Source organism: Cytobacillus depressus, assembly GCF_008923245.1.
GTDB lineage: Bacteria > Bacillota > Bacilli > Bacillales > Cytobacillaceae > Cytobacillus > Cytobacillus depressus.
Genome location: NZ_WBOS01000020.1, coordinates 29,894 through 45,511, shown reverse-complemented (window position 1 = coordinate 45,511; position 15,618 = coordinate 29,894). Strand labels below are relative to the sequence as shown.

At 40.7% G+C, this 15,618-nt stretch carries 27 protein-coding genes; all 27 read right to left on the bottom strand.

Features of this window, described 5'->3' with window-relative positions:
- Positions 1 to 27 precede the first annotated feature (27 nt).
- Positions 28 to 1,323, bottom strand: a complete 1,296-nt coding sequence (gene secY / locus F7731_RS22985) for a preprotein translocase subunit SecY (RefSeq protein WP_151537133.1) — start codon at positions 1,321 to 1,323, stop codon at positions 28 to 30.
- Positions 1,323 to 1,763, bottom strand: coding sequence for a 50S ribosomal protein L15 (gene rplO / locus F7731_RS22980; protein WP_151537132.1), 441 nt, complete (start codon positions 1,761 to 1,763; stop codon positions 1,323 to 1,325). Before rplO ends, secY begins: the two co-directional genes overlap by 1 nt.
- A gap of 34 nt (positions 1,764 to 1,797) precedes the next feature.
- Complete coding sequence (gene rpmD, locus F7731_RS22975) at positions 1,798 to 1,980, bottom strand: 50S ribosomal protein L30 (RefSeq protein WP_151537131.1); 183 nt, start codon at positions 1,978 to 1,980, stop codon at positions 1,798 to 1,800.
- Between the two features lie 13 nt (positions 1,981 to 1,993).
- Positions 1,994 to 2,494 carry a 30S ribosomal protein S5 gene (gene rpsE, locus F7731_RS22970; RefSeq protein WP_151537130.1) on the bottom strand — a complete coding sequence of 167 codons (501 nt, stop codon included), beginning with the start codon at positions 2,492 to 2,494 and terminating at the stop codon, positions 1,994 to 1,996.
- A gap of 24 nt (positions 2,495 to 2,518) precedes the next feature.
- Positions 2,519 to 2,881: a 50S ribosomal protein L18 gene (gene rplR / locus F7731_RS22965; protein ID WP_151537129.1), complete on the bottom strand. Its 363-nt coding sequence runs from the start codon at positions 2,879 to 2,881 to the stop codon at positions 2,519 to 2,521.
- A 32-nt stretch (positions 2,882 to 2,913) separates the two neighbouring features.
- A complete protein-coding gene (rplF, locus tag F7731_RS22960; RefSeq protein WP_151537128.1) occupies positions 2,914 to 3,453 on the bottom strand; it encodes a 50S ribosomal protein L6 in 540 nt (179 codons plus the stop codon).
- A 30-nt stretch (positions 3,454 to 3,483) separates the two neighbouring features.
- Positions 3,484 to 3,882, bottom strand: a complete 399-nt coding sequence (rpsH, locus tag F7731_RS22955; RefSeq protein WP_151537127.1) for a 30S ribosomal protein S8 — start codon at positions 3,880 to 3,882, stop codon at positions 3,484 to 3,486.
- 30 nt (positions 3,883 to 3,912) lie between these two features.
- A complete protein-coding gene (gene rpsN, locus F7731_RS22950) occupies positions 3,913 to 4,098 on the bottom strand; it encodes a 30S ribosomal protein S14 (protein ID WP_001085700.1) in 186 nt (61 codons plus the stop codon).
- 25 nt (positions 4,099 to 4,123) lie between these two features.
- Positions 4,124 to 4,663, bottom strand: a complete 540-nt coding sequence (gene rplE / locus F7731_RS22945) for a 50S ribosomal protein L5 (RefSeq protein ID WP_151537126.1) — start codon at positions 4,661 to 4,663, stop codon at positions 4,124 to 4,126.
- A 26-nt stretch (positions 4,664 to 4,689) separates the two neighbouring features.
- Positions 4,690 to 5,001, bottom strand: a complete 312-nt coding sequence (gene rplX / locus F7731_RS22940) for a 50S ribosomal protein L24 (RefSeq protein WP_151537125.1) — start codon at positions 4,999 to 5,001, stop codon at positions 4,690 to 4,692.
- 36 nt (positions 5,002 to 5,037) lie between these two features.
- Positions 5,038 to 5,406, bottom strand: coding sequence for a 50S ribosomal protein L14 (gene rplN / locus F7731_RS22935; protein ID WP_151537124.1), 369 nt, complete (start codon positions 5,404 to 5,406; stop codon positions 5,038 to 5,040).
- Between the two features lie 41 nt (positions 5,407 to 5,447).
- Entirely contained in the window at positions 5,448 to 5,711 is a 264-nt protein-coding gene (gene rpsQ, locus F7731_RS22930; protein ID WP_151537123.1) for a 30S ribosomal protein S17, read from the bottom strand.
- Positions 5,712 to 5,732: 21 nt separating this feature from the next.
- Positions 5,733 to 5,933: a 50S ribosomal protein L29 gene (gene rpmC, locus F7731_RS22925; protein WP_057776544.1), complete on the bottom strand. Its 201-nt coding sequence runs from the start codon at positions 5,931 to 5,933 to the stop codon at positions 5,733 to 5,735.
- Positions 5,923 to 6,357, bottom strand: coding sequence for a 50S ribosomal protein L16 (gene rplP, locus F7731_RS22920; RefSeq protein ID WP_151537122.1), 435 nt, complete (start codon positions 6,355 to 6,357; stop codon positions 5,923 to 5,925). Before rplP ends, rpmC begins: the two co-directional genes overlap by 11 nt.
- Position 6,358: 1 nt before the next feature.
- Positions 6,359 to 7,015, bottom strand: coding sequence for a 30S ribosomal protein S3 (rpsC, locus tag F7731_RS22915; protein WP_151537121.1), 657 nt, complete (start codon positions 7,013 to 7,015; stop codon positions 6,359 to 6,361).
- Positions 7,016 to 7,018: 3 nt separating this feature from the next.
- The gene (rplV, locus tag F7731_RS22910) at positions 7,019 to 7,360 is read right to left on the bottom strand and encodes a 50S ribosomal protein L22 (protein ID WP_066192195.1); all 342 of its coding nucleotides are present in this window, start codon (positions 7,358 to 7,360) and stop codon (positions 7,019 to 7,021) included.
- Between the two features lie 17 nt (positions 7,361 to 7,377).
- Positions 7,378 to 7,656, bottom strand: coding sequence for a 30S ribosomal protein S19 (rpsS, locus tag F7731_RS22905; protein ID WP_151537120.1), 279 nt, complete (start codon positions 7,654 to 7,656; stop codon positions 7,378 to 7,380).
- A gap of 57 nt (positions 7,657 to 7,713) precedes the next feature.
- A complete protein-coding gene (rplB, locus tag F7731_RS22900; protein WP_151537119.1) occupies positions 7,714 to 8,544 on the bottom strand; it encodes a 50S ribosomal protein L2 in 831 nt (276 codons plus the stop codon).
- A 25-nt stretch (positions 8,545 to 8,569) separates the two neighbouring features.
- The gene (rplW, locus tag F7731_RS22895) at positions 8,570 to 8,854 is read right to left on the bottom strand and encodes a 50S ribosomal protein L23 (protein ID WP_151537118.1); all 285 of its coding nucleotides are present in this window, start codon (positions 8,852 to 8,854) and stop codon (positions 8,570 to 8,572) included.
- Positions 8,854 to 9,477 carry a 50S ribosomal protein L4 gene (gene rplD / locus F7731_RS22890; protein WP_151537117.1) on the bottom strand — a complete coding sequence of 208 codons (624 nt, stop codon included), beginning with the start codon at positions 9,475 to 9,477 and terminating at the stop codon, positions 8,854 to 8,856. The genes rplW and rplD overlap by 1 nt, the downstream gene beginning before the upstream one ends.
- A 27-nt stretch (positions 9,478 to 9,504) precedes the next feature.
- Complete coding sequence (gene rplC / locus F7731_RS22885; RefSeq protein ID WP_151537116.1) at positions 9,505 to 10,131, bottom strand: 50S ribosomal protein L3; 627 nt, start codon at positions 10,129 to 10,131, stop codon at positions 9,505 to 9,507.
- A 40-nt stretch (positions 10,132 to 10,171) separates the two neighbouring features.
- Positions 10,172 to 10,480: a 30S ribosomal protein S10 gene (gene rpsJ, locus F7731_RS22880; protein ID WP_009336571.1), complete on the bottom strand. Its 309-nt coding sequence runs from the start codon at positions 10,478 to 10,480 to the stop codon at positions 10,172 to 10,174.
- Positions 10,481 to 10,800: 320 nt separating this feature from the next.
- Entirely contained in the window at positions 10,801 to 11,988 is a 1,188-nt protein-coding gene (tuf, locus tag F7731_RS22875; RefSeq protein WP_151537115.1) for an elongation factor Tu, read from the bottom strand.
- 124 nt (positions 11,989 to 12,112) lie between these two features.
- Complete coding sequence (gene fusA, locus F7731_RS22870) at positions 12,113 to 14,191, bottom strand: elongation factor G (protein ID WP_151537114.1); 2,079 nt, start codon at positions 14,189 to 14,191, stop codon at positions 12,113 to 12,115.
- 51 nt (positions 14,192 to 14,242) lie between these two features.
- On the bottom strand, positions 14,243 to 14,713 hold the full coding sequence (gene rpsG, locus F7731_RS22865) for a 30S ribosomal protein S7 (protein WP_151537113.1): 471 nt from the start codon (positions 14,711 to 14,713) through the stop codon (positions 14,243 to 14,245).
- A 45-nt stretch (positions 14,714 to 14,758) separates the two neighbouring features.
- Positions 14,759 to 15,181, bottom strand: coding sequence for a 30S ribosomal protein S12 (gene rpsL / locus F7731_RS22860; protein ID WP_151537112.1), 423 nt, complete (start codon positions 15,179 to 15,181; stop codon positions 14,759 to 14,761).
- A 100-nt stretch (positions 15,182 to 15,281) separates the two neighbouring features.
- Positions 15,282 to 15,530, bottom strand: coding sequence for a 50S ribosomal protein L7ae-like protein (locus F7731_RS22855; RefSeq protein ID WP_151537111.1), 249 nt, complete (start codon positions 15,528 to 15,530; stop codon positions 15,282 to 15,284).
- Positions 15,531 to 15,618 lie beyond the last annotated feature (88 nt).

Below are 15,618 nucleotides of genomic sequence, written 5' to 3'. Positions count from 1 at the left end.
GACCTTCGTGGTTCCCTAAAAACCAGGTTATTTAATAAAGCCTTTATAGTGACGTTTAACAAGTTGAGATTCAAGCTGCTTCATTGTTTCTAGTGCAACACCAATAACAATGAGTAAGCTTGTTCCGCCAATTTGAGCTGATTGCGGTAATCCAGCAAGACTAGTAAATAGTACTGGCAAAATGGCAATAGCTGTAAGGAAGAGAGCACCAACAAATGTTAAACGGTAAAGAACGCGTGTTAAATACTCTTGAGTATTCTTTCCTGGACGAATACCAGGAACATAGCCGCCTTGTTTCTTCAAGTTATCTGAAACCTGTTCAGGATTGACTTGAATAAAAGCGTAGAAATAAGTAAAGGCAATGATAAGAGCACTGTACATTATCATTCCAATTGGATGTGAGTAATCAAATACTCGTTCAATCCAAAGTGTTACATCGTTTTGCTCAAAAAACGAAGCAATCGTTCTCGGAGTAACAATAAAAGAAACTGCAAAGATAACTGGAATAACACCAGCTGCGTTTACTTTTAAAGGTAAGTGTGAGGATTGCCCACCGACAGAGCTATTGCCTGCGACCATTCTTTTTGCATACTGAATAGGAATTTTCCTTAAAGCTTGCTGAATAAAAATAGTACCTACAACGATAGCAACAACAGCAATTAGAATTAACAACACTGTAACGATGCGAAGGAATAGCTGCTCTCCAGCATTTTCAAATTGCTGAGCGTAGATTTGATTAATTGTTGACGGAATACTAGCTACGATCCCAGCAAAGATAATGATTGAGATTCCATTCCCTACACCTTTAGCAGTAATTTGTTCACCTAACCACATTAAAAACGCAGTTCCAGCAGTTAATACCGTTGCGATTAGAAGATAACTTCCAATCCCAGGATTAACAATTAATTGACCGCCTGCTAGGTTATTAAAACCATAGGACATTCCAAAAGCTTGAATGAACCCAAGTACGATCGTAAAATAACGGGTAAACTGAGCTAACTTACGGCGTCCAACTTCTCCTTGCTTTGACCATTCAGTAAACTTAGGAACAACGTCCATTTGCAATAACTGAATGATAATGGATGCTGTAATATACGGCATGATTCCCATTGCAAGGATGGAGAAGTTACGGAGCGCCCCGCCTCCAAAAGTATTTAGAAGCCCAAATACGTTAAACTCATCTTGAGCCTTTAAAAGCTCAGCATTCACGCCCGGCACAGGAATGAAAGTACCGATGCGGAATACAACCAGCATTAAAAGAGTGAATATGATCTTTCTTCTTATATCACCAACGCGCATAAAATTGGAGATTGTCTGAAACATTAAATCACCTCAGTTTGACCGCCGGCAGCTTCAATCGCTTCCTTCGCAGCAGAGGAGAATTTATGAGCTTTTACAGTAAGCTTTTTCTCAACTTTGCCTTTTGCAAGAATTTTGATTCCTGCTAGTTCCTTGCTTACGACACCTGTTTCGATAAGAAGTGCAGGAGTTACTTCCGTTCCTTCTTCAAAACGATTAAGAGCGTCAAGGTTCACTACCGCATATTCTTTACGGTTAATGTTTGTAAAACCACGTTTCGGTAAACGTTGGAATAAAGGTGTTTGACCACCCTCGAAGCCTGGGCGTACACCGCCGCCTGAACGAGCGTTTTGACCTTTATGACCTTTACCAGCAGTTTTACCATTACCAGAACCGATTCCACGTCCTTTACGTTTACGATCTTGACGTGAACCCTCTGCAGGTTTTAATTCATGAAGTTTCATGTTGGCACCTCCTTATTTTATAGAAGAGTGGAAATTATATTTCTTTTACCGTAACAAGGTGAGCAACTTTATTGATCATACCGCGAATAGCAGGATTATCTTGTTGCTCAACTGTTTGATGAGTTTTACGTAAACCAAGAGCTTTGACTGTATCCTTTTGATCTTGTGGACGACCAATCACACTGCGAGTGAGGGTAATTTCTAGTTTATTCGCCATTTAATTTCCCTCCTTATCCTAACAGTTCTTCTACTGATTTACCACGTAATTTAGCTACGTCCTCAGCACGTTTTAATTGAGTTAAACCGTTCAAAGTAGCACGAACCATGTTAATTGGTGTGTTTGTACCTAAAGATTTAGATAAGATATCACCAACACCAGCTAATTCAAGTACCGCACGAACTGGTCCACCAGCGATAACTCCAGTACCTTCATAAGCAGGTTTTAATAAAACATTCCCTGCACCGAAGTTCCCAATCACTTGGTGAGGAATAGTTGTTCCAACCATTGGTACTTCGATTAAGTTTTTCTTCGCATCTTCAATCGCTTTGCGGATTGCTTCTGGTACTTCTTGTGCTTTACCAGTTCCAAAGCCGACATGACCGTTTTTGTCACCAACTACTACAAGAGCAGAGAAACGAAAACGACGTCCACCTTTAACAACCTTTGCTACACGATTAACCGTAACTACGCGTTCTTCAAGTTCAAGTTTGTTTGGATCAATACGACGCATCTTTTTGTGTCCCTCCTTTGTCTATTAAAATTCTAAGCCGTTTTCGCGAGCAGCATCAGCTAATGCTTTAACGCGGCCATGATAAAGGTAGCCCCCACGGTCAAATACGACAGCTTTAACTCCTTTTTCAACAGCACGCTTTGCAACTAATTCTCCGACCTTAGTTGCTGCATCAACATTGCCTGTAGAATCAAGATTTACTTCTTTATCTAATGTAGAAGCACTTGCTAAAGTAACTCCTGTTACATCGTCAACTAATTGAGCATAAATATGCTTATTAGAACGGAACACATTTAAACGAGGACGAGTTTCAGTTCCAGAAAGCTTAGCACGAACACGGCCATGTCTTTTCTTACGAACTGCGTTTTTGTCAGCCTTCGTAATCATTTATGTCACTCCTTTCGTTTACTTATGCGGCATTACTTACCAGTTTTACCTTCTTTACGACGCACATATTCGCCTTCATAACGGATACCTTTTCCTTTGTAAGGCTCTGGAGGACGAACATCACGAATGTTAGCTGCTAAAGCACCAACACGCTCTTTGTTAATTCCTTTAACAATGATCTTAGTGTTTGATGGAACTTCAACTTCCACGCCAGTTTCAGGTTGGATCTCAACAGGGTGAGAGTATCCTACGTTAAGGACAAGTTTGTTTCCTTGTTTTTGAGCACGGTAACCGACCCCGATTAACTCAAGACCTTTTTCAAAGCCTTTAGATACACCTTCAACCATGTTAGAAAGTAAAGCACGAGTTGTTCCGTGTAAAGTACGGTGTTCTTTTGATTCAGATGGACGAATTACAGTTAATACGTTTTCTTCCTGTTGAATCTTCATATCAGGGCTGAATGAACGAGTAAGTTCACCTTTAGGACCCTTTACAGTAACAGTGTTTTTGTTATCGATCGTAATCGTAACACCTGTTGGAACTTCAATTGGTTTTTTACCTATACGAGACATTTATTGCACCTCCATTCTTAAGAAACTCTATTACCAAACGTATGCTAAAACTTCTCCGCCAACTTGTTTAGCGCGAGCTTCTTTATCTGTAAGAACTCCTTGAGAAGTAGAAACTAATGCAATTCCAAGGCCGTTAAGCACGCGTGGAACTTCGTCAGCTTTTGCATATACACGAAGTCCAGGTTTGCTGATACGCTTAAGACCAGTGATTACACGTTCGTTGTTTGAACCATATTTTAAGAAAATACGGATGATCCCTTGTTTGTTGTCTTCAATTAGCTCAACATCGCGTACGAAACCTTCGCGCTTAAGGATATCAGCGATTTCCTTTTTAATATTAGAAGCAGGAACTTCTAATTTTTCGTGACGTACCATGTTCGCATTACGGATGCGAGTTAGCAAATCTGCAATTGGATCTGTCATGACCATTGTTTTTACCTCCTTCCTAAATCTGTAGGTTTACCAGCTAGCTTTTTTCACGCCAGGAATTTGACCTTTATATGCTAATTCACGGAAACAGATACGGCAAAGCTTAAATTTACGGTAAACAGAATGTGGACGTCCGCAACGTTCGCAGCGTGTGTATTCTTGTACCTTGAATTTAGGCGTGCGTTTTTGTTTCGCAATCATTGACTTTTTAGCCACGTTTTCGCCTCCCTCTATTTAGCGATTACTTTTGGAACGGCATTCCAAATTGAGTTAAAAGTTCACGAGCCTCTTCATCAGTATTAGCTGTAGTTACGATAACGATATCCATACCACGAACTTTGTTTACTTTATCGTAATCAATTTCAGGGAAGATTAACTGTTCTTTAACACCTAAAGTATAGTTTCCACGTCCGTCAAATGACTTTTTAGAGATACCGCGGAAGTCACGTACACGTGGAAGTGATACAGAGACTAACTTATCGAAGAACTCGTACATACGCTCTCCACGAAGTGTAACTTTAGCACCGATTGGCATACCTTCACGAAGACGGAAGCCAGCGATTGAGTTTTTCGCACGAGTTACAACTGGCTTTTGACCAGAGAGAAGTGCTAACTCTTCAACCGCTTTATCTAATGCTTTAGCGTTTTGAACAGCATCACCAACACCCATGTTGATAACGATTTTATCAATCGCAGGTACTTGCATAACTGATTTATAGTTGAATTTGCTCATTAAAGCAGGAGTAATTTCTTTTACATATTTTTCTTTTAGGCGGCTCATTCATTGTACCTCCCTTCTTATATAAACTATTTATCTAGAACTTCACCGGATTTTTTTGCTACACGTACTTTTTTGCCATCAACCGTTTTGTAGCCTACGCGTGTTGGGTTACCAGACTTAGGGTCGACAGGCATAACGTTTGATACATGAATCGGAGCCTCTTGGCTAATGATTCCGCCTTGCGGATTCACTTGGGATGGCTTGGAATGCTTCTTCACGATATTTACACCTTCAACAAGTACACGGTCTTGTTTTGGGAACGCTGCAAGAATGATTCCTGTTTTGCCTTTATCCTTACCAGAGATGACCAAAACTTTGTCACCTTTTTTCACATGCATCAGTAAGCACCTCCTTAAAGGCAATTTAGTTTAAAATTATAGAACTTCTGGAGCTAAAGAAATAATTTTCATGAAGTTGCTGTCGCGTAGTTCACGAGCAACTGGTCCGAAGATACGAGTACCACGAGGGCTCTTATCGTCACGAATAATTACACATGCGTTTTCATCAAAACGAATGTAAGTACCGTCATTGCGGCGCACACCGCTCTTTGTACGAACAACAACTGCTCTAACAACGTCACCTTTTTTAACAACGCCACCTGGTGTTGCTTGTTTCACTGTACAAACAATAATATCACCGATGTTAGCGTATTTGCGCCCAGTACCACCAAGAACTTTAATAGTAAGTACTTCACGAGCACCTGAGTTGTCAGCAACTTTCAAACGTGATTCCTGTTGGATCATGTGTGTAACCTCCCTTCGGAATTAAACTCATTTCCGAACAATTAGATAATAACTGCTTTTTCTACTACTTCTACTAAACGGAAGCGTTTTGTCGCTGAAAGCGGACGAGTTTCCATAATACGGACGATATCGCCAGTTTTCGCTACGTTTTGCTCATCATGAGCTTTGAATTTTTTAGAGTACTTAACGCGTTTACCGTATAAAGGGGCCTTTTTATAAGTTTCAACTAGGACAGTAACAGTCTTATCCATTTTGTCAGAAACAACACGCCCAGTGTAAACTTTGCGTTGGTTGCGTTCACTCATTGTGCGAACCTCCTCTCAATATCACTTTGAAAAACCAATTTCTCTTTCACGAATCACTGTTTTCATACGAGCGATTGATTTGCGTACTTCACGAATGCGAGCTGTGTTTTCAAGTTGTCCAGTCGCTAATTGAAAGCGAAGATTGAATAATTCTTCTTTTAATGATTTGACTTTTTGTTCAATTTCGGCAGTGGTAAGGTCACGAATATCATTAGCTTTCATTAGATTCACCACCAATTTCTTCTCGTTTTACAAACTTACACTTAACAGGAAGCTTGTGTGCTGCAAGGCGAAGAGCTTCACGAGCGATTTCTTCAGAAACACCTGCAATTTCGAACATTACTTTCCCAGGCTTAACAACTGCTACCCATCCTTCTGGAGCACCCTTACCGGAACCCATTCGGACCTCTAGAGGTTTAGCTGTGTAAGGCTTATGTGGGAATATATTAATCCATACTTTACCGCCACGTTTCATGTAACGAGTCATAGCGATACGGGCTGCTTCGATTTGACGGTTCGTGATCCATGAAGCTTCTGTAGCTTGTAGACCGAATTCACCGAAATTCACTTCTGTGCCGCCTTTTGATTGACCGCGCATTTTTCCACGGTGCACACGACGGTATTTCACGCGTTTAGGCAGTAACATATTATTTGCCTCCTTCCTCAGATTTCTTCTTCGTAGGAAGGACCTCTCCACGATAAATCCATACTTTCACACCAAGCTTACCGTAAGTAGTATCTGCTTCAGCTGTAGCGTAATCGATATCAGCACGAAGAGTATGAAGTGGAACTGTTCCTTCGCTGTATGATTCAGAACGAGCGATATCAGCACCGCCTAGGCGTCCAGATACCATTGTTTTGATACCTTTAGCACCAGCGCGCATTGCACGTTGAATTGTTTGTTTTTGAGCACGACGGAAAGATACGCGGTTTTCTAATTGACGAGCAATATTTTCCGCAACTAATTTCGCATCGATATCAGCTTTTTTGATTTCAAGAATGTTAATGTGAACACGTTTGCCAGTAAGTGAGTTAAGTGCTTTACGAAGTGCTTCAACTTCAGTACCACCTTTACCAATAACCATACCTGGCTTGGCAGTGTGAATAGTGATGTTTAAACGATTTGCTGCACGTTCGATTTCAACTTTCGATACAGAAGCATCCTTTAGACGCTTAGTGATGTACTCACGAACTTTAAGGTCTTCGTGTAAAAGATCAGCATAGTCTTTATCTGCGTACCATCTTGATTCCCAATCACGGATGATTCCAACACGCAAACCGACTGGATTTACTTTTTGACCCACTGATTATCCCTCCTTCTTTTCTGATAACACGATAGTGATATGGCTAGTGCGTTTGTTAATTTGGCTCGCACGGCCTTGTGCACGTGGACGGAAACGTTTTAACGTTGGTCCTTCGTCAACGAATGCTTGAGCAACTACTAAGTTGTTAACGTCCATTTCGTAGTTGTGCTCAGCGTTTGCTAATGCAGACTTTAAAACCTTTTCTACGATTGGAGAAGCAGCTTTTGGAGTTAAGTTCAAAATCGCTACTGCTTCACCTACTTGCTTACCTCGAATTAAATCTACGACTAAACGAGCTTTACGAGGAGCAATACGAACTGTTCTTGCAACAGCTTTAGCTTGCATAGGAAGCCCTCCTCTCATTAACGTCTTGTTTTCTTATCATCATTGCCATGCCCTTTGTACGCACGTGTTGGAGCGAATTCTCCAAGTTTGTGGCCTACCATGTCTTCAGTAACATATACAGGCACGTGTTTACGACCATCGTAAACTGCAATTGTGTGTCCGATGAATTGCGGGAAGATCGTAGAACGGCGAGACCAAGTTTTGATAACTTGTTTACCATCAGTTTCATTTAGCTTTTCGATCTTTGTAATTAAATGATCATCAACAAAAGGTCCTTTTTTTAAGCTGCGACCCATGATTGAACCTCCCTTCGCAATTGATCTACGGTTCTTGTGAACCGTAGGACAATCCCGTTATTTTTTACGGCGACGAACAATAAACTTATCCGACTTGTTTGTTTTCTTGCGCGTTTTGAAACCAAGTGTTGGTTTGCCCCAAGGAGTCATTGGAGACTTACGTCCGATTGGTGAACGTCCTTCACCACCACCGTGTGGGTGATCGTTAGGGTTCATTACAGATCCACGAACAGTTGGGCGCTTACCTAACCAGCGGGAACGTCCTGCTTTACCGATGTTAATTAACTCATGTTGTTCGTTACCTACTTGACCGATTGTTGCTCGGCAAGTAGCAAGGATCATACGTACTTCGCCAGAGTTTAAGCGAACAAGAACATATTTGCCTTCTTTACCAAGAACTTGAGCAGATGTACCTGCAGAACGAACTAATTGTCCACCTTTACCAGGTTTTAACTCGATGTTATGGATTACAGTACCCATTGGAATGTTTACTAATGGTAGAGCGTTACCCACTTTAATGTCAGCTTCTGGACCAGACATTACTTCCATACCTACTTCTAGGTTTTTAGGAGCAAGGATGTAGCGCTTTTCACCATCTACATAGTTGATTAGAGCAATTCTCGATGAACGGTTTGGATCGTACTCGATCGTAGCAACGCGTCCTGGAATGCCATCTTTGTTACGTTTAAAGTCAATAATACGATACTGGCGTTTATGACCGCCGGCTTGATGACGAACAGTTATTTTACCTTGGTTGTTGCGGCCTGCTTTTTTATTCAATGGAGCTAACAGGGATTTTTCGGGTTTATCAGTAGTGATTTCTTCGAAAGTGAAACCTGTCATTCCGCGACGACCATTAGAGGTAGGTTTATACTTTTTAATCGCCATTTTATTCCCTCCTCTTCAATTAATATTAAGCTTCAAAGAATTCGATTTCTTTGCTATCAGCTGTTAATTTAACAATTGCTTTACGACGCTTGTTAGTGTAGCCACCAAAACGTCCCATACGCTTAAACTTTCCTTTGTAGTTCATAACGTTAACTTTCTCAACTTTAACACCGAAGATTGTTTCTACAGCGTCTTTTACTTGAGTTTTATTAGCTCTAACGTCAACTTCAAAAGTATATTTTTTATCGGCCATTAAATCAGAAGAAGCTTCAGTAATTACGGGGCGCTTAATGATATCGCGTGCATCCATTATGCAAGCACCTCCTCTACTTTTTCAACTGCTGCTTTCGTCATGATTAACTTATCATGATTTAAAACATCCAGAACGTTGATTCCTGTAGCAGTAACAACAGTTACACCAGGGATGTTACGAGCTGATAATGCTACGTTTTCATCTAGGTCAGCTGTTACAATTAATGCTTTAGTTTCAACAGAAAGACCTTTTAACACACCTTTAAAGTCTTTTGTTTTTGGAGTTTCGAAAGCAAGGCTTTCTAATACTAAAATGTTTTCTGCTAACACTTTAGAAGATAATGCAGATTTGATCGCTAAGCGACGAACCTTTTTAGGAAGTTTGTAGCTATAGCTGCGTGGTACAGGACCGAATACAGTTCCACCGCCGCGCCATTGTGGTGAACGGATTGAACCTTGACGAGCACGTCCTGTGCCTTTTTGACGCCATGGTTTGCGACCGCCGCCCGCTACTTCAGAACGAATTTTTGTTTTATGAGTTCCTTGACGTAAAGAAGCTCTTTGCATAACAACCGCTTCAAATAGAACGTGGTTATTAGGCTCGATACCAAAGATCGTTTCATTAAGCTCGATTTCACCAACTTGAGATCCGCTTTGGTTAAATAATGCTACTTTCGGCATTCTTAATTCCTCCTTTCCGACTTATTACTATGCTTTAACCGCACTTTTGATTTTTAACATTGCTTTTTTAGCTCCAGGTACATTTCCTTTAATTAATAAAAGGTTACGTTCAACGTCAACTTTTACAATTTCAAGGTTTTGTACTGTAACTTGCTCTCCACCCATACGTCCAGGTAGTAATTTACCTTTGAATACGCGGTTTGGAGCTACAGGACCCATTGAACCAGGGCGACGGTGGTAACGAGAACCGTGAGACATAGGTCCGCGAGATTGTCCGTGACGCTTAATTGCACCTTGGAAACCTTTACCCTTTGAGATTCCTGTTACATCAACAGTTTCACCTGCTGCAAAAATATCAACTTTGACTTCTTGACCAACTTCATAATCTCCTAAAGTAACTCCACGTAACTCACGAACGAAGCGCTTAGGAGCAGTGTTAGCTTTTGCAACATGGCCCTTTTCAGGTTTGTTAGATAGCTTTTCGCGTTTGTCTTCGAATCCAATTTGGATTGCTTCGTAGCCATCAGTTTCAACTGATTTCATTTGAAGAACAACGTTAGCAGCTGCCTCAACAACTGTTACTGGGATAAGTTCTCCGTTTTCAGCAAACACTTGAGTCATACCAATCTTTCTTCCTAAGATTCCTTTGGTCATTTCAGTCACACCTCCTAGAATGTTTAATTAATTTATTTCATTAAAGTTTGATTTCGATATCTACACCTGATGGTAAATCTAAACGCATTAGAGAATCTACCGTTTGTGGTGTTGGGTTAACAATGTCGATTAGACGCTTATGCGTACGCATTTCGAATTGCTCACGAGAATCTTTGTACTTATGAACCGCACGAAGGATTGTGTAGATAGACTTTTCAGTTGGTAGTGGAATCGGACCAGATACAGCCGCACCAGAACGTTTTGCAGTTTCTACAATCTTTTCAGCAGATTGATCAAGAATTCTGTGATCATACGCTTTTAAACGAATACGAATTTTTTGTTTTGCCATTATTTTCCCTCCTTTTCGCCTATTTTTAAATAGACATTCTCCGTGAAAATTTCCCACACACTCGCCATGGCAAAGCGGCCGGGTGTGTCAGCAACCTTTCACATCATCGCAGTCAAAGACCAACATTGTCTATTATACAGAAACCACAAGTGGATTGCAAGAAAAACTATTGTAATTTCTTTATGTCTCTTACACTCGTATTATTATAGCGGCATTTATTTTGTTTTTCAAGCATGATATAAAGAATCCATTTATTACATAAATCAAAAGAAAAACCAGATGGATCGTCACCCATCTGGTTCTATATGTTATTTCTTTAATTATTCAATGATTGTTGCAACAACGCCAGCGCCTACTGTACGTCCACCTTCACGAATAGAGAACTTAGTTCCTTCTTCGATAGCGATTGGAGCGATAAGCTCAACGTGCATTTCGATGTTATCTCCAGGCATAACCATTTCTACGCCTTCTGGAAGATTACAAATACCAGTTACGTCAGTTGTACGGAAGTAGAACTGAGGACGGTAGTTTGTGAAGAATGGAGTATGACGTCCACCTTCTTCTTTAGATAATACGTAAACTTCAGCTTTGAAAGTTGTATGTGGCTTGATAGTACCTGGTTTAGCAAGTACTTGTCCACGTTGGATATCTTCACGAGCTACACCACGAAGAAGAGCACCGATGTTATCTCCAGCTTCAGCGTAATCTAATAATTTACGGAACATTTCAACTCCAGTAACTGTAGTTGATTTTGGCTCTTCTGTGAAACCAGTGATTTCAATAACGTCACCAACTTTAACTACTCCACGCTCAACACGACCAGTAGCAACTGTTCCACGACCAGTGATTGAGAATACGTCCTCAACTGGCATCATGAATGGTTTGTCAGTGTCACGAGTTGGGTTTGGAATGTACTCATCAACAGCAGCCATAAGCTCAAGTACTTTTTCTTCCCACTCAGGCTCTCCTTCAAGAGCTTTAAGAGCAGAACCTTTAACAACTGGAATGTCGTCGCCAGGGAAGTCGTATTCTGATAATAGATCACGGATTTCCATTTCTACTAATTCAAGAAGCTCTTCGTCATCAACCATGTCACATTTGTTCATGAATACAACTAGGAAAGGTACACCTACTTGACGAGAAAGAAGGATGTGCTCACGAGTTTGTGGCATTGGGCCATCAGCAGCAGATACTACTAGGATTCCGCCGTCCATTTGAGCAGCACCAGTGATCATGTTTTTAACGTAGTCAGCGTGTCCTGGGCAGTCAACGTGTGCATAGTGACGGTTAGCTGTTTCGTACTCAACGTGAGAAGTTGAGATTGTGATTCCACGCTCTTTTTCTTCTGGAGCGTTATCGATTTGGTCGTACCCTTTTGCTTCGCCACCCATTGATTTTGCAAGTACAGTAGTGATAGCAGCAGTTAAAGTAGTTTTACCATGGTCAACGTGTCCGATTGTACCAATGTTAACATGGGGTTTTGAACGGTCAAATTTAGCTTTTGCCATTAGGAAAATCCTCCTTTAATATATGAAAATTAAGTATTTTTTGAGCTGCGAAGAGAATTCTCGTCGCAGCTATGATGCTTACAATAGTAGTTATACTTGATTAAAAAGGTAAAATCAATTACTTTTATTCACCTTTGTGTTTTTTGATGATTTCTTCAGAAATTGATTTTGGTACTTCTTCATAATGATCAAATGTCATTGAGAACACACCACGACCTTGCGTGCTTGAACGTAATGAAGTAGCATAACCAAACATTTCTGAAAGTGGAACCATTGCACGTACAACTTGAGCGTTGCCGCGAGCTTCCATACCTTCAACGCGACCACGGCGTGAAGTAACGTTACCCATAATATCTCCCATGTATTCTTCAGGGATAATAACTTCGACCTTCATTACCGGCTCAAGAATTACAGGGCTACATTTAGATGCTGCGTTTTTCAATGCCATAGATGCAGCAATTTTAAACGCCATTTCTGATGAGTCAACATCATGGTATGATCCATCAAATAATCTCGCTTTAATGTCAACCAATGGGAAGCCAGCAAGTACCCCTCTATCAAGAGCATCTTCAAGACCAGCTTGTACAGGAGCAATATATTCACGAGGAACAACTCCACCAACGATTCCATTTACAAACTCAAAACCTTTACCTTCTTCGTTTGGAGAGAATTCAATCCAAACGTGACCATATTGTCCGCGTCCACCAGATTGGCGAGCGAATTTACCTTCAACTGAAGCTGAAGCGCGGAATGTTTCACGGTATGCAACCTGAGGTGCACCAACGTTAGCTTCCACTTTAAATTCACGACGCATACGGTCAACAAGGATATCAAGGTGAAGCTCACCCATACCCGCAATGATTACTTCTCCAGTTTCCTGGTCAGTATGTGCGCGGAATGTTGGATCTTCTTCTTGAAGTTTTTGAAGAGCAGTTGTCATTTTATCTTGGTCAGCCTTAGTTTTTGGCTCAATAGATAATTGGATAACTGGCTCTGGGAATTCCATTGATTCTAAGATTACAGGTGCTTTCTCATCGCAAAGTGTATCCCCTGTAGTTGTATCCTTCAGACCTACTGCTGCTGCGATGTCTCCAGCGTGTACAATTGAAATCTCTTCACGAGAGTTAGCATGCATTTGTAGGATACGTCCTACACGCTCACGCTTACCTTTCGTAGAGTTTTGTACATATGAACCTGAGTTTAATGTACCAGAGTAAACACGGAAGAATGTAAGTTTACCAACATAAGGGTCAGTCATAACTTTAAAAGCAAGAGCTGAGAACGGCTCGCTGTCATCTGCATGACGCTCTGTTTCTTCTTCTGTTTCTGGATTTACACCATTAATAGCTGGGATATCCATTGGAGATGGAAGATAGTCGATTGCTGCGTCTAGCATTTTCTGAACACCTTTGTTTTTGAAAGCAGTTCCGCACATTACTGGATAGAATTCAACGCTAAGAGTTGCTTTACGGATAGCAGCTTTTAACTCATCCTTAGTGATTTCTTCCCCACCAAGGTACTTTTCCATTAGTTCTTCATCAAGTTCAGCTACTGCCTCAATTAACTTTTCACGGTATTCTTCAGCTTGAGCTTGAAATTCTTCTGGGATTTCCCCAACTTGAATATCAGTTCCAAGATCGTTGTTGTAGAATGTAGCATCCATTTCAACTAAGTCAATGATGCCCCTGAATTGATCTTCAGCACCGATTGGTAATTGAATTGGAGCAGCATTCGCTTGAAGACGATCATGCAGAGTTTTCACAGAATACAAGAAGTCTGCACCGAGTTTATCCATTTTGTTAACGAAAACAATACGTGGCACGCCGTAAGTTGTTGCTTGGCGCCATACTGTTTCAGTTTGTGGTTCTACCCCAGATTGAGCATCAAGTACAGTAACAGCACCATCAAGTACACGAAGAGAACGTTCAACTTCAACTGTGAAGTCTACGTGTCCAGGTGTATCAATGATGTTTACGCGGTGACCTTTCCATTGTGCAGTTGTTGCTGCAGATGTAATTGTGATTCCGCGCTCCTGCTCTTGCTCCATCCAGTCCATCTGAGCTCCACCTTCGTGTGTTTCACCGATTTTGTGGATTTTTCCTGTGTAGTACAGGATACGCTCAGTAGTTGTTGTTTTACCGGCATCAATATGAGCCATGATTCCGATATTACGAGTATTTTCTAAGGAGAACTCTCTTGCCATTGGGTCTTTCTCCTTCCTAGTATGAGTAATATTTTGTATTGGGTATAAATCCTACCAACGATAGTGAGCAAATGCTTTGTTAGCTTCTGCCATTTTGTGAGTGTCTTCACGTTTCTTAACAGATGCACCAGTATTGTTAGCAGCATCTAGAATTTCGTTAGCTAAACGCTCTTCCATCGTCTTTTCTCCACGTAGACGAGAGTAGTTTACTAACCAGCGAAGACCAAGAGTTGTACGACGATCTGGACGCACCTCTACTGGTACTTGGTAGTTAGATCCGCCGACACGGCGTGCTTTTACTTCAAGTACAGGCATGATGTTTTTAAGCGCTTGGTCGAAAACTTCCATTGGCTCTTTTCCAGCGCGTTCGCTAATAATATTAAATGCTGAGTAAAGAATTGCTTGAGATTTACCTCTCTTACCGTCAACCATCATTTTGTTGATAAGTTTGCTAACAAGCTTTGAGTTGTAAATCGGATCCGGTAATACGTCTCTTTTTGCTACAGGACCTTTACGTGGCATATTATTTCCTCCTTTCAGAAATTCTTTTCTTTATTTTTATTGAAATTATTTTTTCGCTGCTTTTGGTCTCTTCTGACCATATTTAGAACGACTTTGCATACGGTTAGCAACACCAGCTGTGTCTAATGCTCCACGAACGATGTGGTAACGTACCCCCGGTAAGTCCTTAACACGTCCGCCACGGATTAGAACAACGCTGTGCTCTTGAAGGTTATGACCGATACCAGGAATGTAAGCATTAACCTCGATTCCGTTAGATAAACGTACACGAGCGTATTTACGTAATGCTGAGTTTGGTTTTTTCGGAGTCATTGTACCAACACGAGTACATACACCACGTTTTTGAGGTGAAGAAACATTTGTTTGTGCTTTTTTGAAGCTGTTGTATCCTTTGTTTAGTGCTGGTGATTTTGACTTTTCCTCTTTAGTTTGACGAGGTTTACGCACTAATTGGTTAATAGTAGGCATTGAATTGTCCTCCCTTCGTTATTTGTTTAAGCCCACACATCCAGGTGGTTCATTTAAATGTAAAAAACAATGTCTTTGCAGTACATCTACAAAAACAGTTTTAAATAATTATTGCAACAGTTGCTGCGCCAACTTCAATTCCACACGCTTTTCCAAGCTTTTTCATTGAATCAACATATAAAACAGGTACATTTAATTCTGTGGCCACAGTTATAACACTTGTAATTACTTTTTGATCTGCATCTTTAGCAATTACAATTGCATTTGTCGCACCTGATTTCATTGCTTTCACTGTTTGCTTCGTTCCTATTACAAGTTCTTTTGCCTGCAATACTTTTTCATAAGACATAAGTGACATCCTCCAAAGTATACAGTTAATAGGAGCACCTTTGATATAGTAACATCTTCATTTTCCGATGTCAACAATCAATCTCATA

Excerpts from the sequence above, each read along its gene's own strand:
- tuf (WP_151537115.1), bottom strand. The coding sequence starts at position 11,988 with ATGGCAAAAGCTAAATTTGACCGTTCAAAACCCCATGTTAACATTGGT.
- rplC (WP_151537116.1), bottom strand. The coding sequence starts at position 10,131 with ATGACCAAAGGAATCTTAGGAAGAAAGATTGGTATGACTCAAGTGTTT.
- rplW (WP_151537118.1), bottom strand. The coding sequence starts at position 8,854 with ATGGATGCACGCGATATCATTAAGCGCCCCGTAATTACTGAAGCTTCT.
- rpsL (WP_151537112.1), bottom strand. The coding sequence starts at position 15,181 with ATGCCTACTATTAACCAATTAGTGCGTAAACCTCGTCAAACTAAAGAG.
- rplR (WP_151537129.1), bottom strand. The coding sequence starts at position 2,881 with ATGATTACGAAGGCTGACAAAAACGCAGTTCGTAAGAAAAGACATGGC.
- rplN (WP_151537124.1), bottom strand. The coding sequence starts at position 5,406 with ATGATCCAACAGGAATCACGTTTGAAAGTTGCTGACAACTCAGGTGCT.
- rpmC (WP_057776544.1), bottom strand. The coding sequence starts at position 5,933 with ATGAAAGCTAATGATATTCGTGACCTTACCACTGCCGAAATTGAACAA.
- rpmD (WP_151537131.1), bottom strand. The coding sequence starts at position 1,980 with ATGGCGAATAAACTAGAAATTACCCTCACTCGCAGTGTGATTGGTCGT.
- rpsJ (WP_009336571.1), bottom strand. The coding sequence starts at position 10,480 with ATGGCAAAACAAAAAATTCGTATTCGTTTAAAAGCGTATGATCACAGA.
- rplF (WP_151537128.1), bottom strand. The coding sequence starts at position 3,453 with ATGTCTCGTATAGGTAAAAAACCAATTGAAGTTCCAACAGGTGTTACG.
- F7731_RS22855 (WP_151537111.1), bottom strand. The coding sequence starts at position 15,530 with ATGTCTTATGAAAAAGTATTGCAGGCAAAAGAACTTGTAATAGGAACG.
- rplE (WP_151537126.1), bottom strand. The coding sequence starts at position 4,663 with ATGAGCCGCCTAAAAGAAAAATATGTAAAAGAAATTACTCCTGCTTTA.
- rpsQ (WP_151537123.1), bottom strand. The coding sequence starts at position 5,711 with ATGAGTGAACGCAACCAACGCAAAGTTTACACTGGGCGTGTTGTTTCT.
- rpsH (WP_151537127.1), bottom strand. The coding sequence starts at position 3,882 with ATGGTCATGACAGATCCAATTGCAGATTTGCTAACTCGCATCCGTAAT.
- fusA (WP_151537114.1), bottom strand. The coding sequence starts at position 14,191 with ATGGCAAGAGAGTTCTCCTTAGAAAATACTCGTAATATCGGAATCATG.
- secY (WP_151537133.1), bottom strand. The coding sequence starts at position 1,323 with ATGTTTCAGACAATCTCCAATTTTATGCGCGTTGGTGATATAAGAAGA.
- rplX (WP_151537125.1), bottom strand. The coding sequence starts at position 5,001 with ATGCATGTGAAAAAAGGTGACAAAGTTTTGGTCATCTCTGGTAAGGAT.
- rpsS (WP_151537120.1), bottom strand. The coding sequence starts at position 7,656 with ATGGGTCGCAGCTTAAAAAAAGGACCTTTTGTTGATGATCATTTAATT.
- rplO (WP_151537132.1), bottom strand. The coding sequence starts at position 1,763 with ATGAAACTTCATGAATTAAAACCTGCAGAGGGTTCACGTCAAGATCGT.
- rpsG (WP_151537113.1), bottom strand. The coding sequence starts at position 14,713 with ATGCCACGTAAAGGTCCTGTAGCAAAAAGAGACGTATTACCGGATCCG.
- rplV (WP_066192195.1), bottom strand. The coding sequence starts at position 7,360 with ATGCAAGCTAAAGCTGTTGCAAGAACAGTTCGTATTGCTCCTCGTAAA.
- rplD (WP_151537117.1), bottom strand. The coding sequence starts at position 9,477 with ATGCCGAAAGTAGCATTATTTAACCAAAGCGGATCTCAAGTTGGTGAA.
- rpsE (WP_151537130.1), bottom strand. The coding sequence starts at position 2,494 with ATGCGTCGTATTGATCCAAACAAACTTGAACTTGAAGAACGCGTAGTT.
- rplP (WP_151537122.1), bottom strand. The coding sequence starts at position 6,357 with ATGTTACTGCCTAAACGCGTGAAATACCGTCGTGTGCACCGTGGAAAA.
- rplB (WP_151537119.1), bottom strand. The coding sequence starts at position 8,544 with ATGGCGATTAAAAAGTATAAACCTACCTCTAATGGTCGTCGCGGAATG.